Origin of the sequence: Dehalobacter sp. 12DCB1 (genome assembly GCF_004343605.1) — a bacterium.
Classification (GTDB): Bacteria; Bacillota; Desulfitobacteriia; order Desulfitobacteriales; family Syntrophobotulaceae; genus Dehalobacter.
On the sequence record NZ_POSF01000019.1, the window covers coordinates 170,821 to 184,812 of the forward strand.

The 13,992-nt window shown below is 40.3% G+C and carries 16 protein-coding genes and 1 rRNA gene; 4 read left to right on the forward strand and 13 right to left on the reverse strand.

Going from position 1 to position 13,992, the window contains the following annotated elements:
* Window positions 1-20 precede the first annotated feature (20 nt).
* On the reverse strand, window positions 21-791 hold the full coding sequence (locus C1I38_RS12985) for a hypothetical protein (protein WP_119774957.1): 771 nt from the start codon (window positions 789-791) through the stop codon (window positions 21-23).
* Window positions 792-979: 188 nt separating this feature from the next.
* Here C1I38_RS12985 and C1I38_RS12990 point away from each other — a divergent pair, with 188 nt between their 5' ends.
* A complete protein-coding gene (locus C1I38_RS12990; RefSeq protein ID WP_119774956.1) occupies window positions 980-1,582 on the forward strand; it encodes an NUDIX hydrolase in 603 nt (200 codons plus the stop codon).
* A gap of 91 nt (window positions 1,583-1,673) precedes the next feature.
* Complete coding sequence (locus tag C1I38_RS12995; RefSeq protein WP_119774955.1) at window positions 1,674-2,096, forward strand: hypothetical protein; 423 nt, start codon at window positions 1,674-1,676, stop codon at window positions 2,094-2,096.
* Between the two features lie 42 nt (window positions 2,097-2,138).
* Here C1I38_RS12995 and C1I38_RS13000 read toward each other — a convergent pair whose 3' ends face one another.
* The 3 genes from C1I38_RS13000 to C1I38_RS13010 form a co-directional block, all read right to left on the reverse strand.
* Window positions 2,139-4,178 (reverse strand): thioredoxin domain-containing protein, encoded by a 2,040-nt coding sequence (locus C1I38_RS13000; RefSeq protein WP_119774954.1) that lies wholly within the window; start codon window positions 4,176-4,178, stop codon window positions 2,139-2,141.
* Between the two features lie 38 nt (window positions 4,179-4,216).
* Window positions 4,217-4,381, reverse strand: a complete 165-nt coding sequence (locus C1I38_RS14395; RefSeq protein WP_083916721.1) for a DUF255 domain-containing protein — start codon at window positions 4,379-4,381, stop codon at window positions 4,217-4,219.
* A 380-nt stretch (window positions 4,382-4,761) separates the two neighbouring features.
* A complete protein-coding gene (locus tag C1I38_RS13010) occupies window positions 4,762-5,736 on the reverse strand; it encodes a D-alanyl-D-alanine carboxypeptidase (protein WP_119774953.1) in 975 nt (324 codons plus the stop codon).
* Between the two features lie 156 nt (window positions 5,737-5,892).
* Here C1I38_RS13010 and C1I38_RS13015 point away from each other — a divergent pair, with 156 nt between their 5' ends.
* The gene (locus tag C1I38_RS13015; RefSeq protein ID WP_243103657.1) at window positions 5,893-6,621 is read left to right on the forward strand and encodes a VanZ family protein; all 729 of its coding nucleotides are present in this window, start codon (window positions 5,893-5,895) and stop codon (window positions 6,619-6,621) included.
* Window positions 6,622-6,664: 43 nt separating this feature from the next.
* On the opposite strand, the gene vanS is transcribed toward C1I38_RS13015, so the two are convergent.
* The 5 genes from vanS to C1I38_RS13040 all read right to left on the reverse strand — a co-directional run bounded on the left by vanS (window position 6,665) and on the right by C1I38_RS13040 (window position 10,823).
* The gene (gene vanS / locus C1I38_RS13020) at window positions 6,665-7,819 is read right to left on the reverse strand and encodes a vancomycin resistance histidine kinase VanS (RefSeq protein WP_165904938.1); all 1,155 of its coding nucleotides are present in this window, start codon (window positions 7,817-7,819) and stop codon (window positions 6,665-6,667) included.
* Window positions 7,809-8,507: a VanR-ABDEGLN family response regulator transcription factor gene (vanR, locus tag C1I38_RS13025; RefSeq protein WP_020491349.1), complete on the reverse strand. Its 699-nt coding sequence runs from the start codon at window positions 8,505-8,507 to the stop codon at window positions 7,809-7,811. Before vanR ends, vanS begins: the two co-directional genes overlap by 11 nt.
* Before the next feature lie 511 nt (window positions 8,508-9,018).
* Window positions 9,019-9,666: an NAD(P)H-dependent oxidoreductase gene (locus tag C1I38_RS13030; RefSeq protein ID WP_119774952.1), complete on the reverse strand. Its 648-nt coding sequence runs from the start codon at window positions 9,664-9,666 to the stop codon at window positions 9,019-9,021.
* Between the two features lie 192 nt (window positions 9,667-9,858).
* Complete coding sequence (locus C1I38_RS13035) at window positions 9,859-10,320, reverse strand: spore coat protein (protein ID WP_119774951.1); 462 nt, start codon at window positions 10,318-10,320, stop codon at window positions 9,859-9,861.
* A gap of 86 nt (window positions 10,321-10,406) precedes the next feature.
* Window positions 10,407-10,823 carry a spore coat protein gene (locus C1I38_RS13040; RefSeq protein WP_020491350.1) on the reverse strand — a complete coding sequence of 139 codons (417 nt, stop codon included), beginning with the start codon at window positions 10,821-10,823 and terminating at the stop codon, window positions 10,407-10,409.
* Window positions 10,824-10,985: 162 nt separating this feature from the next.
* Between C1I38_RS13040 and C1I38_RS13045 the strand changes: the two genes are divergently transcribed.
* Window positions 10,986-11,666 carry a manganese catalase family protein gene (locus C1I38_RS13045; RefSeq protein ID WP_026156250.1) on the forward strand — a complete coding sequence of 227 codons (681 nt, stop codon included), beginning with the start codon at window positions 10,986-10,988 and terminating at the stop codon, window positions 11,664-11,666.
* Window positions 11,667-11,752: 86 nt separating this feature from the next.
* Here the strand turns inward: C1I38_RS13045 and C1I38_RS13050 are convergent, their stop codons facing one another.
* From C1I38_RS13050 to rrf, 4 genes are all read right to left on the reverse strand, one after another.
* The gene (locus C1I38_RS13050) at window positions 11,753-12,199 is read right to left on the reverse strand and encodes a YkvA family protein (protein WP_119774950.1); all 447 of its coding nucleotides are present in this window, start codon (window positions 12,197-12,199) and stop codon (window positions 11,753-11,755) included.
* A 23-nt stretch (window positions 12,200-12,222) separates the two neighbouring features.
* Window positions 12,223-12,858, reverse strand: coding sequence for a DedA family protein (locus C1I38_RS13055; RefSeq protein WP_119774949.1), 636 nt, complete (start codon window positions 12,856-12,858; stop codon window positions 12,223-12,225).
* A gap of 208 nt (window positions 12,859-13,066) precedes the next feature.
* The gene (locus tag C1I38_RS13060; protein WP_119774948.1) at window positions 13,067-13,768 is read right to left on the reverse strand and encodes a Rid family hydrolase; all 702 of its coding nucleotides are present in this window, start codon (window positions 13,766-13,768) and stop codon (window positions 13,067-13,069) included.
* A 138-nt stretch (window positions 13,769-13,906) separates the two neighbouring features.
* Window positions 13,907-13,992 (reverse strand): 5S ribosomal RNA (gene rrf, locus C1I38_RS13065); the annotation flags it as partial.

The following is a 13,992-nucleotide window of genomic DNA, read 5'->3' on the forward strand; positions in this document are numbered from 1 at the left end:
AACGTGCTTAGGAAGGGTCCTCACTTACTGATAAAGAAATACCACAAACCAAAAGTGACCGCTGCGACAATTACAACCAGAATGACAAGTTTCAGCCCGCCGAAGGAGCTTTTCTGTTCGAACCCAAAATCCAGGTCATCATCATCGTCCGGACTCGGGTCATTTTTACTGTTCATGATATAACTATTCAAATCAGAAAAGCGGCTTCTTTCTTCCGCCCCTACTTCTGTTTCCTCCAGCATACCCAGATCTGTCGGCCTTTTCAGTGTCATAGTGGCATCTTCCGCGTTATAGGCTTCATCCGCTTTATTTAAAACATCCGCTGCCTCAATATCAGTAAGTGGGCTAAAGCTGTCCGGGCTTGTTTTTACCGGATCATTGATTTCACTTATACTCTCTATTTCATTGAAATCATCTTCCAGGGAAGCCGCTTGGGAGATAAACAGTCTTTGCAGTTCATCCTGCCCCAAATTTTGATCACCGAGCAGAATCGTTCTAATCTCCTCATTGTCTTCATCCAAATCTCCGGTAAAAACCGGCCCTGCTTCCGCTTGATCCTCTTCCGGAAACTTCCCGGCCGTTCGGTTATGCTCTCCATCGTCCTGGTCATGCTCGTTAATGGTACTGTCATTAATATCAGCATCATCTTCAGGACTAAACTGCCTTCTGATGCTTTCCGCATTTTCCTCGGACAGTTTAGGCTCTATATCTTTCCAATACAAGCCTCCCTCCAACAACTGCCGGAGTTCTTCAGGATTAAGCCAAATCTCTTTTTTCTTATCATTTTTCATTCTAATGTTTCCCCCACAGGTTGAAAATTCAGTCGAGTAAAGTATTATAAAGTATTATTTAGTAGTTCTACAAAGAAATTATTTATCCTTCGTGCCGTATTTCTCAATTCAGATAAAATTTGCATCTTATCTTTTTCAGGATAAAATAGTATTAATGACTTTGACCTATTATAGAAAGAAGGAACAATATGCCGTCTCTTTATCCGGAATTTAAGTTTTGTCCCGTGTGTTCTGCCACGCTAGAGTATAAACTAATTGAAGACAAAAAAAGGCAAAGCTGCCCGGCCTGTGACTATATCAACTGGGGGGAATACTCCCTGGGCGTAGGCGGTGTTTTGCTGCAAGACGACAAAGTACTCCTCGTCCAAAGAGCGCATAACCCCGGTAAAGGAAGATGGACTATTCCCGGCGGCTATGTAGAACAGAATGAAAAAATTGCCCAGGCAGTTGTCCGAGAAGTCCGGGAGGAAACTGGCATCCTGTCGAAGCCTGTAAGCATTCTGGCAGTCCGCGATTACCCTGAAGATGTCCCTAACATGAAACACAATATTTATATTGTCTTCTTTCTTCATGGTCTGGGCGGTCAATTAAAACATGATCCGGTCGAGGTGATCCAGGCTGGTTTCTACTCGCTTGAAGATTGCCGTAATTTGCCTATCGCCCCGATGAGTCTTGAAGTGATCACAAAAGCAATCGAACACACCCGGAAAAAAAATCCTTCCCCAGGGCTGATTCACAATGAAGGAGTCCCCGTGTTCGGTGCACTTTCCGAATTATTTACTTTAATCTAAGAATAATTAGGTTTTAGGGATAACACAGTACTGATTATTAAGGGATATTTTACTATAAGTAAAACATCCCTCCCTGTCACAAACTATAATCATGCTAAAACGATATTTATTTTACGGGCTAATGGGCTGGAGCCTCGAAATTATTTGGACGGGACTTAATTCTCTTATCCACGGGGATTTTCGGCTGATGGGCTTTACCAACCTTTGGATGTTCTTCATATATGGTTCCGCTGTTATTCTTGAACCTTTGCACGATTTGATTTCAGAGTGGAGGTGGCCGCTGAGAGGACTCGTTTGGCTCACAGCAATCTGGGGGATAGAATATTTAAGCGGACTGTTTTTACTTAAAATTCTGGGTGTTTATCCCTGGCACTATACAGACCGGCTGGCGATAAACGGACTGATTACGCTGCTCTATGCGCCGGTGTGGTTTGCCGGCGGTCTTCTCTTCGAGCGAGTCCATCGGAAACTTGATGCTTTTGTCGTACTCACAAGCAGATATACGGAGAGGTGACAGCATAGGACACAGAAAGCACGACGATGCCTCAAATCAGAGCTATTCCGTAAGAATTTTTGCTAATTCTTCTGGGGTATTTACAGGCTCCCTGCAGGCATAATCCCTACAAACATAAGCAGTCAGAGTCCCACTAACGGGGTAATCTTGCATTCTCGGGATCACCTCCACTAACGATCCGTCATTATAGGCTACCACAGCATACGGATGGAAATCCTTAAAAATCACGGCCTGCATTTTTTCTAAGTCTTCATGACCGGCCGGTCCAGACAATACCAGCTCCTCTCCCTGACTCAGACAGTATTGGATCGCCTGAAGAAAAGCAGTGTATCCCGTAGGATAATCCTCTACCGTACTCTGAAATGAATTAATTTGTTTTTCAGCCCGCTCTCGCCATTTGGATAAGCCGGTAAGTCTCCACAGCCTGACAAGATTGCAGGCACTCATCGAGTTCCCAGAAGGCATCGCACCGTCATAGATCTCCTTGGGCCTGAGCGGCAGTTCCTCCGCATCTCGTCCGGTAAAATAATATCCGCCGTTCGTTTCATCCCAGAACAATTTTTCCTGTTCTTCCTGCAGGTGTATGGCCTGCTCAAGATATACTGTTTTTCCGCATGCGATATAGAGTTCCAGCAGCCCGTAAATTAAAAAAGCATAGTCATCAAGGAAACCCGGGATACCTGCCTCACCATCCCTGTAGCGGGCGAGCAGTCGGCCGCGGGGATCAAACATCTTGGCCATGATAAAGCCTGCGGCATTTTCTGCCGTCAGGAGAAGACTCTCTCTGTCGTTTTTCCAGGAGAGATCGCCTGCGAGCACTTGCACTCCTTTGGCTAAAGCCCCAATCATCAAACCATTCCAGGAAACTAAGATCTTATCATCTTTAGCCGGACGGACTCTTTTTTCTCTCGCCTTAAACAGAATAGGATTACAGAGGTTCAACAATTCGTCGAGTTCGCCTCCGGTCAGACTGCAGCGAAAAGCGAGATCGTCTCTGACACTAAAGATTCGTGAAGGAATGTTTTTTCCTTCATAATTGCCTTTATCCGTAATTCCATAAGCATCACAGTAGATATCTACAATTTCTTCCGGTTGATTCAGAAAACGTTCAAACTTGTTTTTTACGTCTTTTACTTGTTGTAGACGTTTAATCCCTTCCTGCAGCGTCTTTCTGATTTGATCTTTGGACCACAGATAGTATTTGCCCTCTTCACCCTCGGAGTCCGCATCTTCTGCACAATAAAAGCCTCCTTCCGAAGAAGTCATATCGCGCAGAACATACCCGAATATATTTTGCGCAACCCGGCGGTATTTTTCCTTTTTGGTTCTCTGATAAGCTTCTAAATAGACAAGGGCCAGACCGGCGTTGTCATAAAGCATTTTTTCAAAATGAGGAACCAGCCAGTAACGGTCCGTGCTATAGCGTGCAAAGCCAAACCCGATATGATCGAAGATCCCTCCGTCAGCCATACTGTCCAATGTTTTTTCAACCATCGCCAGCGCTTTGCTCTGCGGCTCTCCCAGTGAATACCGCAGTAAAAACCCCAGGTTATGGGGAGCCGGGAATTTCGGAGCACTGCCGAATCCCCCGTATTTTGAATCAAACTTGTTTTCCAGCAGTTCATATCCTTTGCCCAGTAGGGTTTTACCCCAGACAGCTATATCACCGCTGTCTTTTTCTTTCTCTGTAAGCGGCAGGGTCTGCTTGTTCCTTGGCACGGCAGACGTGGCGTTTTTATCCCCGCGATAATGCCTGGTGACTGTTTCGTAAAGTTCCGCTGCCGTTTGGATGACTTTATCTTTCTCCGTCTGCCACAGCTCAGCTGCCTGACTCAAAATATCCATGAGGCCAGGACGTCCGTAATGGCTGTGTTTCGGAAAATACGTTCCGGCAAAGAAAGGTTGTTTATCCGGCGTCATCAGCACCGTCAGCGGCCAGCCCCCTGCTCCGGTCAAGACCTGGCAATAGGTCATGTACAGCTGGTCAATATCCGGTCTTTCTTCCCGGTCCACTTTAACCGGAATATACCCGCGATTAAGAATTTCGGCTACTTCTTCATCCTCAAAGGATTCCCGTTCCATAACATGACACCAATGACATGTACGTAAAATCATGTTAGTCAGCTATACCCAATAGAAAGGAAAATCGGCTTATCTTCAGCTCTTGCTTTTGCAAAGGCTTTATCACTCCAGGGGTACCAATCCACCGGATTATACGCGTGCTGGAGCAGGTAAGGCGACTTTTCGTTTACCAATCTATTGGGTATTTTTTTCTCTGACAACATAGGGCATCACCTCCCTTATTTGAAATGATTTTTATCTGAATAGTATTTCTCTCTCTTAAATAAATAATACTATTAATGATGGTTCTATACGGGTGGTTTCGCGCTCATAGGCGTCGTTAACAAGCTCTAAAGCCCTTTTATTCTTTTGCAGCGTGGTTTCCTTTTCCAAAATTGATGCTTGCATATTCTCAGCCTTTCCGGCATCTTCTGAATCAAATGATGCTATCTTTATCTTTCATTACTAATACCTCACTTTAAAAGCCATACAATTTTTGATAATATTCGTCTAATCCGTGCCATGGATGGCACTCTACGTGCCTTGAGGATAAGGCCTATGGATACAGCAGTGTAAAACTTAATACATCCTTATGAAGAACTTATTATTTTCTTATACTGTTGTATACAGCTAATGCATCGGTAATATTATACTGTTCCGAATGGTGATCTCCTTTTGCACCAGTTGAAATCAGAACGTATTCTTGTTTACCCACTTTGGCGAGACTCGCGAGACATAGACCGGCCTCATCGGTATATCCAGTTTTCCCTCCTAAAATTTCTCCACCGATAATGCTTTGATTGTTGAAGTCCTCAAACATGGTACTGTAAAAGGTTATACCGCCAGGGTGCTTATTCGTAGGTTGTGTGGAATGACGGGATGAAGTAAAAATCTCCCGGAAAGTATCATTTTGCAAAGCATAGCTTAGAAGAATAGCCAGATCTTTGACTGTTGTGTAGTGGTTTTCATTGTGAAGTCCGATCGCATTTTCAAAATGGGTATTGTCCATACCAAGACCTGCCGCCTTTTGATTCATTATTTTTACAAAATTCTGCTCTGATCCCGCAACCTGATGAGCAAGTCCAATACAACACTCCGCGCCGCTCGGTAGCATTACGCCGTATAACAGATCGATTACCCTGACCTGCTCACCCGGTTGGAAACCTGCTATTGATGCATCTGCTTCGTACAGCCCCTGAAACGTAGAATTGGTAAGTTTGATTTCTTCCTGCAGATCAGGTAAATTTTCTATCGCAACAATGGCTGTCATCATTTTAGTCAAAGAAGCAGGATAGATTTTTTCTTCGCTGTTTTTTTGCATCATGATGGTATGATCTTTTAACCGGATCAAAATCGCATTAGGACTGTTCAGCTTGTCGAGAGATATAGAAACAGAGGGATCAGGGGTTATCTTTAAAGAAGAATATGACAAGGTTCTATCGTCATATTCTTTCTCAAATATTTGGTGGTTTCCTGAAATAATGATGGATTTGTAAACAAAAGCGGCAATGACAATTATTAACGGAAATGTTACAAATAAGCGTATTCCTGACTTTTTCTTTTTTACTTTTCGTGCCATACTCTAAACCAGCTCCTTATTCTGTATTGATTTATTCAATCATAGAACAAGGAGCTATGTTGGAATTCCAACTTATGAATTTCTTAAGGTTTTATTAAGACATTTCTTTTTTAAATATCCTAGAATAAACAAGTAATTATAACGGAGGTAAATTTAGTGATCATTACGATTTTAATGTTTATTATAGTGTCGATTACATGGTTTATTAGTACTTTGCCATTCTTGATTCCATACCATATTCTACTGACCTCTCAAAGTAAAAAGATTGGCTATAAGCCGTCAACTGAACATATTGTAAGCGTATATATCTTTGTATACTATCTTACCGGGGTGCTAAGTTTTACTCAAATTCCTTCCATTAGTGATATTGTTCATAACAGCTTTGGAATAATAACCCCAAAGGGGTTGAATTTTCCATCGGAGGAGGTTAATCTGATTCCATTTCTTTGGATCACAGAGGGTGTACGCACATACATAGAAAATATATTACTTTTTTTACCTCTTGGATTTATGCTTCCATTTATTTGGAAAAAGCATGAAGTGTTATGGAAAACAGCATTATCCGGTTTTACATTCTCGCTTATTATCGAATTGAGTCAATTGTTCAATGGAAGAATAACGGATATTGATGATTTACTGATGAATACTCTCGGAGCGTTAATCGGATGGGTAATTTTCAGGCTACTAAAAAAACATTTAGCAAAATTACAGGTCAAAGTTTCTGTCCGAAGTACCCATATCAAAAAAATTCCCTTACTCCTTCGTGAAGAGGCCTGCTTTTATATGGCCGGCGCATTCGCCGGTATGTTCTTTGTGTTTTACCCATTTTTAAGATCTTTATTAATCCCATTTTTAAGATCTTTGTTTGGATTTGTTTTGATTTAATAAGTGCAGGCGAATCAGTTTACAAAAGGACAAGCTATCTAACTTAAGCAGATAACTTGTCCTTTTCTTGCTTTTGTGGAAGCACGACAGTAAAGACTGTCTTTTCTGTATTACTTTGCACAAAAATATTGCCTCCATGCGTATTTGCAATTTCTTTGGCAATAGCCAGTCCAAGCCCGGCACCGCCTGTATTGGCAGAACGGGATGTATCCAGCCGGAAAAATTTCTCAAATATCGTTTCCAGCTTTTCTTGTGGGATAGGATTACCTTGATTCGTAAAAGTTATCATAATATTTTTGTCCTGCTGGTCAGCGGAAATGTCAATGACGCTGTTTTCATAGCTATAGGTTAGCGCATTTTTCAGAATGTTATTAAACACACGGGCCAGTTTGTCTGCATCTCCCCACAGAGTTAGGCCGTCGGGCACATTGACAGTCACCTGCTTTCCTTGTGGAGCCAGTATTGGATAGAATTCATCCGCAATCTGCTCGAGCATGAACAGTAAATTGATTTTTTCTTTATTCAAAACAATCGTTTGAAGATTAAATCTTGTGATCTCAAAAAACTCATTGATAAGCTGTTCTAAGCGATAAGCTTTTTCCAAGGTAATACCAACATATTTTGCCTTTTGTTCAGGAGGCATATCAGGAGCTTCATCCAGAAGACTTAAGTATCCTATAACGGAGGTCAGGGGTGTCTTTATATCATGAGCCAAGTAAACTACCAAATCATTTTTGCGCTGCTCGGCATCAAGCGCGGCTTTCTTTTGTTTTTCCAAGTTGTTTTTCATCTGATTAAGCTTATTTTCCATAAAATCCAATTCCGGTGTTAAAATAATTTCAGCATTAGATTCCTCAGCAAGTTTATCCATTCCGGCACTGATTTCATCAAAATATTTTGTGAACCATGAAACAAAAAATCGAAAAAGAATAACTAAAAAAATTAGACTTACAACAAAAAGAATCATATCCATATTGTTGCGAATCACCAGCTGATAGATTGTTAGTGCATCCGAATTATTAAAATGAAAAGCTTTGACTAAAAATTGAACGATACGATCTCCGAACTGTCCACGCAGGATATCGCGTAATAGATAAACAGTCGCAGCGGCGGCAATTGTGATCAGAATCATTTGCAAAAATACTTTTCTTTTTAATTTTGTATAATCATTCTTTCTTATATCTCTCTTACTCTTCAATTTTATAGCCAACCCCCCATACCGTTCTGATATATTTAGGATGCTCCGCGCTTTCTTGCATTTTTTCCCTTAAATGCCTGATATGAACCATTACCGTATTATTGCTGTTGGTGAAATACTTGTCTCCCCATACTTCATGGAACAATTCTTCTGAACTGACCACCCGTCCGCGCTTGGAACAAAGGACCCAAAGAATGGAAAATTCCGTAGGGGTAAGCGATAGCTTTTTTTCATTCAAGGTACATTCATGAGTATCCATGTCCAATAACAAGCCGGAAAAGGCAATTAAGTGTCCTTCCTGTTTTGGCTCTGAAGAATTATATTTGATAAATCTCCGGAGCTGCGCCTTAACACGGGCAATAAGCTCCAAAGGGCGGAAAGGTTTAGTGATATAGTCGTCCGCACCTAATGTCAGCCCCGTAATCTTATCGATTTCTTCTTCTTTGGCTGTCAGCATGATAACCGGAAATTTATGCTTTTCCCGGATTTGCTGACAGATTGAAAAACCATCTACATCGGGAAGCATGACATCCAATATTGCTAAATCTATATTTTGGTTTTCAACACACTGTAAAGCATCCTGCCCATTATAGAACTTGAATACATCATAATTTTCGTTTTTCAAATATACTTCAATCAAGTCCGCAATAGACTGTTCATCATCTACCACTAAAATATTTACTGTCATAGTCTGCTCAACTCCTTCTTTCACAAAAACCCATAATATCATATCAAGGAATCGAAAACAATTTTGTGGTTTAATCTTATCAAATCCTTAAGATTATCTTAAGGCAATATGCTGTTTTCCTGTCTTCTTTCAGCCTGCCATCGGCAGCCCCATTTGATTGCCGTATCTCGAACAGAAAGATAGTCCAACATTTTGCCAACCTCCATGACCGGTTAGCTTTAGTTATATACGCATATCCGTATAATATCAAGAAAAAGCATGAAATAATTAGATATAAAAAACTACATAGTGATTATCGTAATCGTTTAGTATTTACTTCAAACCCGTATCGTTCAGGTATTCCCGAATAGTATTTTGAAAAGGATTTTATCCTGTTTTCACATGGAATTAAAAAAGACCCCCCATTGATTTGATCATGCGGGAGCCGATGACATAAAGCAGGCTGGAAAACGTGACAGCCACAACGTATGGCAGAACACCGTCAATGGTGAACACTGCTTATTTGCAGTGCTTATAGACTTATTTTTTCAACTAATCCATTTATTTTTGCTTTTGCTATCTCAATGGCTTGTTGTGTTTGCGCGTCATTAGAACCAGTACCATCTACCAAAAGCTCTTCAAAATTACTGATTCCAATATACTTTATCATATCATGTACGTAATTTAATCCTTTATTAAGAGCAGGTCTGATTATCCAAGGAATATTTGCTCCGGATGATTGTACGTATATAAATGTTCTAGGTTTGTCATCTAATATGCCATACGGTTTTTCATTATCAAACCTAATTGTCCAATTTGCTTGTATAATACAATCCAGATACTCTTTTACAGGAGCCGGAAATGATAAGCTCCACATCGGAGCCGCTAAGATATATATATCCGCACTTCTAAACTGATCACAAAGAGCTATGATACGTTGTACTTCTTTTTTATCCTCTGGTTTTAATTTTTCTATTTTATCTTGGCTAATAAGCGTACTCCGGCTTTCGTAATAAATATGCTTCAACTGCGGGATATGATCCGCATATAAATCTACTTCTTCAAGCATATAATCTGTACTTTGCTTTAATAATTTATTTACTAATTGTCTTCCTACTGTTTTACAGGCCGATAGGTTTTCTGGTTTAGGATTTGCGGTTATATAGAGCAATTTTTTCACAATTATACCTCTTATAGTTTTTTGTTAGTATGCACAAAAACAAATTTTAAATGCCACATCTTCCTTAGCCTTCTTGCGGTAAACGGATTGTTGTCGTAATTTGTAGCAAGTAATCACAACTGAAAATCAGACCCCAGAACGAGCTTTGGGGTCTAGAAATTTCAAAAAACTGATTGGGTATATTTACGCATCCTAATGTACTTGATACATCCCTTTTGTTTGCATATAGTTAAAAAGAGATTCACCATGCTGCTGCTCTTCTGTCTGGATATGATTTAATACTTTACGGATATTTGTATCTCTGAATTCAAAAATGGCAGTGTTATACGTTGAAGCAATATGTTTTTCCGTAGAAAGCATATCCTGGCAAAGATCTGCATCCTGCTGGTTGACCATTCCGGCCTGTCCCATACCGGATGTCATAAATTGCGGCGGTTGCTGTTGGCCCTGCTGGATGTTGGGTATCCCGCCGCTTAAAATCTGATTAAGGCTTGTTAGATGCTCCTGCTCTTTTTGCGCCAGGCTCTGAAACAATTGTTGAAGCTGCGGATCCTGGGCCTGACTGGCATAGTTATTGTACTTCTTAATACACAGCTCTTCATGGCTCTTAGAATCTTCCAGTAAAGATCTTTCTTTACTTGTAAGCTGCATCATGTAACCCCCCCAAAATATTTTTTGATAAGGACAGAGGATACCGCAAAACTACTACTTTGTAGTCGTTGGCGGTACCCTCTATTTTTTTAGTGGACTGTATACATCCCTTTACTCTGCATATACCTGAAGATTTCTTCCCCCTGCCTTTGCTTTTCACTCTGTATACTATTCAGATCCTGACGGAGGGAGGTATCCTGGATTTCAAAAATTACCGTATTATAGGCTCCAGAGAGATATTTTTCTGTTGAGAGCATATCATGGCAAAGCATCGAATCTTTTTGACCCGTCATGCCTTGAGACTGGCCTGATGTTCCGGAAGTTTGGCTCAAACTTTGATCGATTTTTCGGACATGCTGCTGTTCATGCTGCGCCATGTTCTGAAAAATTTGTTTGAGTTGCGGATCTTGAGCTTGATTGGCAAATTCACTGCATTTTTGAGCAAACATTTGCTCGTGGCTTTTCAAGTCTTCCAAAAGCATTTTTTCTTTCTGGCTTAATTGCATTTTAGTTCCTCCTATTATCAATATTATTATATTTTGTTAAAAATCTATGATTATTATGCAAAAGTTAAAATTGAACTGTTCTTCTTTGTATAATCTATAAGGATATTGCAAAACTATAGAAGGTAACGAACGATTAAAATCTAAATGAAGGAGGCAATACATTTGTTCAAACATGATAAGCAGCTATTGAAAGATGTACGCGTCGACGGTCCTAATCCAAACTATGCATCTTTAATGTTAGACCAATTAGGCGGACCGCATGGTGAACTCAAAGCAGCTTTACAGTATCTGTCTCAAAGTTACCGCATTAAAGATGAGAAGATTAAGGATCTTTTCATGGATATTGCTTCAGAAGAATTGAGTCATATGGAAATGGTCGCCCAGACAGTCAACCTATTAAATGGTCACACGCTTGAGGCCATGAATACTTCTGTTGGTACCGTGGAATCACATGTTATCGGCGGACTTGCCCCCATGTTAACCAATGCTTCCGGTTATCCATGGACCGGAGCATATATCGAATGTACCGGCGATCTCGCTGCAGATTTGCTGTCAGATATATCGGCTGAAACAAGGGCAAAAGTAGTCTATGAATATCTCTACCGGCAGATTAACGATAAAGGGGTAAGAGAAACGATTGACTTCCTTTTAAATAGGGAAGAAGCACATAATACGCTTTTCCGGGAAGCATTCAATATGCTCCAGAATACAGGCTCACTTCAGGACTGGGGAGTTACCCAGGATTCCAAGGTATACTTTGATCTCTCAACACCTGGAAAGTACTTCAATGAACTTAAAGACCCCCAAGCTCCAAGATTCAATACGCCTGATCAACGCCACTAAAATGAGCAGAATGCTGCTGCTAAGCCTGTAGCAGACTTTCACACCAAGTTATCCATTCCAGGCGGACTATAAAAAACAACCCAGGATCAAATCCTTGGGTTGTTTGCGTTTTTCCATTTTTTATACCTGGTTAATTCCTTATCTAACTGGTTAAAAATTAATCCTAAAACAGCAACATCATCCACCAGCCCAAGCGAGACAATCCAATCAGGAACAAAATCAACGGGGGATACAAAATAAATTAACCCGGCAATTACAGAAATTATGGCAGTCTTAGAGATCGTTCGGTAATCACCGTTTAACCAGTCTTTTAATAGAGAAAAAAGCAACTGGATTTTATCCCAGATATTCTGAATCACATCGCGGTTTTTATTGTTATTCGCTTTTTCCAGGGCTTCGGAAAGCAAATCTTTTGTCTTCTTAGGGTTGTCCACATAGTGCTCAGCCTTATTCTGCCAGCGCACCATCTCCTGCGGTTCAATAATGATCTCTGCATCTTCATATTGTTCAATTTCCTTCATATGATCAGCCATTTTTCAATCCCCCTAGTGCAGCTTTACGAAAACTTTTGGCGAAGAGCAAAAATGACACTTGGTAAAACAGTGATAAAAATAATCGCAAAAATGATTAACGAAAAATTCTGCTCGACTGTCGGAATATTCCCGAAAAAATATCCGCCCATCATAAAAAGCGTGATCCAAGCTAAGGCCCCACATATATTGTAGAACATAAACTTCCATAGCCCCATGCTGCTGATCCCGCCAACAAAGGGTGCAAATGTTCGAATGATTGGCAAAAACCGCGAAAGAAAAATCGTTTTCCCCCCATGTTTCTCATAAAAACCATGGGTTTGTATAAGATATTTTTTCTTAAAGAATCTGCTGTCTCTCCAATTGAAGGCTTTCTGTCCAAAATATCTTCCAATAAAATAGTTCTGCGTATTTCCTGCGATAGCAGCAATTAGCAGTAAGATTAAAGCAAATTTAATATCCATTGCCCCTGTCGCTGCCAAAGCACCGACGACAAACAGCATAGAATCCCCGGGCAGAAAAGGTGTCACGACAAGGCCGGTTTCACAAAAAATGATCAAAAAAATAATCAGATACGCCCAGGCACCATACGTCTGGACCAACATACCTAGGTATTTGTCAATATGTAAGACAACATCAATCAAACTCGTAATAAATTCCATCAAATTCTCCTTCATTCAGACATGGATTTAAACAAACATTTAAACAAACACACCTATTTTAATCATTTCCTTGCCTTAATATAGTAATATAAACATAATAAAAGAACAAGGAACAGCCAAATAATACGTCCTGATTGTAATATTAGCTGCGTGCTCTTAAAATTGTCTTAGAATTCAATGAAAATTTAGCAAGAAAATATCAAAAGTCTCAACACAGATATGCTGAACAAGCAATTTCAATCGCATGATTTCCCTTAAACTGCTCAATTTGTATTACTTCTCGCAATATTTCATTCTGACTGGAGACATACTCCTCAAATATCTCTTCAACCTCGGAAAGCGTATCCAGGTCTTTTAAATAAACGATAAAAGAGTAAGCTTGATCTAAACTACTTCCTGTCAACTCTAGCGTATTCCGCAAGTTATCTAAGCACTGCCTGACGGCCGGCTTGATGTTGCCATCAATTAGCTCTTGAGTAACTGGGGAAAAGGGCTGTACGCTGGAGCAGTGAATATAATTGTCTATGATAACGCCTTGCGAGAAAGGCCCTTCAGATAGATAAATCTTCCCGTTATTGATATATTTTTTCTGTCCCCGATAGGCTGAAAATTCTATCTCGACATCGGCTGTGCTTTCTAAATCAGCAATTTGTATAAAAACCCGGATAGGGTAATTCCCCTCTTTGAAATATAGAGAAAAGACTTCATCAATCTGGGAACCCAGTCCAATGTTTCTAACCATGATGAGTACTGAATAAATGTCTTCCAGCTTAAAATCTTTTTTGCCCATAAAGACCCTGGCCATTTCAAATATTCTTTTCGTTTGGGTCCTGATGTCTTTTTCTGCCAAGTTATTAACAAAGTAGTCAATCAGCTCAAGGCTTGAAAAAAACAAATAGTTATCCATCATTTACTCTCCATTTACTCTCCATTTACTGCTTTTTCTCAATCAATTTACCCTATAGTATACTGAATTATTCATGGAAAGCAAAGGGGTGCAAGTTCAAATGTAAAGAGACTACATCATTTGATGTAGTCTCTTTACATTACCTGGCAACGTCTTATCTTCCCTTGCAGTATTTTCAGCCCAGGAGGTCTTAACTTCCGTGTTCGGGATGGGAACGGGTGGTACCC

Coding starts and splice junctions, on each gene's coding strand:
- vanR (WP_020491349.1), bottom strand. CDS start 8,507: ATGACAGTAAATATTTTAGTGGTAGATGATGAACAGTCTATTGCGGAC.
- C1I38_RS12990 (WP_119774956.1), top strand. CDS start 980: ATGCCGTCTCTTTATCCGGAATTTAAGTTTTGTCCCGTGTGTTCTGCC.
- C1I38_RS13060 (WP_119774948.1), bottom strand. CDS start 13,768: ATGATGGATAACTATTTGTTTTTTTCAAGCCTTGAGCTGATTGACTAC.
- C1I38_RS13000 (WP_119774954.1), bottom strand. CDS start 4,178: ATGGAACGGGAATCCTTTGAGGATGAAGAAGTAGCCGAAATTCTTAAT.
- C1I38_RS13035 (WP_119774951.1), bottom strand. CDS start 10,320: ATGATGCAGCTTACAAGTAAAGAAAGATCTTTACTGGAAGATTCTAAG.
- C1I38_RS13010 (WP_119774953.1), bottom strand. CDS start 5,736: ATGGCACGAAAAGTAAAAAAGAAAAAGTCAGGAATACGCTTATTTGTA.
- C1I38_RS12985 (WP_119774957.1), bottom strand. CDS start 791: ATGAAAAATGATAAGAAAAAAGAGATTTGGCTTAATCCTGAAGAACTC.
- C1I38_RS13050 (WP_119774950.1), bottom strand. CDS start 12,199: ATGGCTGATCATATGAAGGAAATTGAACAATATGAAGATGCAGAGATC.
- C1I38_RS12995 (WP_119774955.1), top strand. CDS start 1,674: ATGCTAAAACGATATTTATTTTACGGGCTAATGGGCTGGAGCCTCGAA.
- C1I38_RS13040 (WP_020491350.1), bottom strand. CDS start 10,823: ATGCAATTAAGCCAGAAAGAAAAAATGCTTTTGGAAGACTTGAAAAGC.
- C1I38_RS14395 (WP_083916721.1), bottom strand. CDS start 4,381: ATGTTGTCAGAGAAAAAAATACCCAATAGATTGGTAAACGAAAAGTCG.
- C1I38_RS13055 (WP_119774949.1), bottom strand. CDS start 12,858: ATGGAATTTATTACGAGTTTGATTGATGTTGTCTTACATATTGACAAA.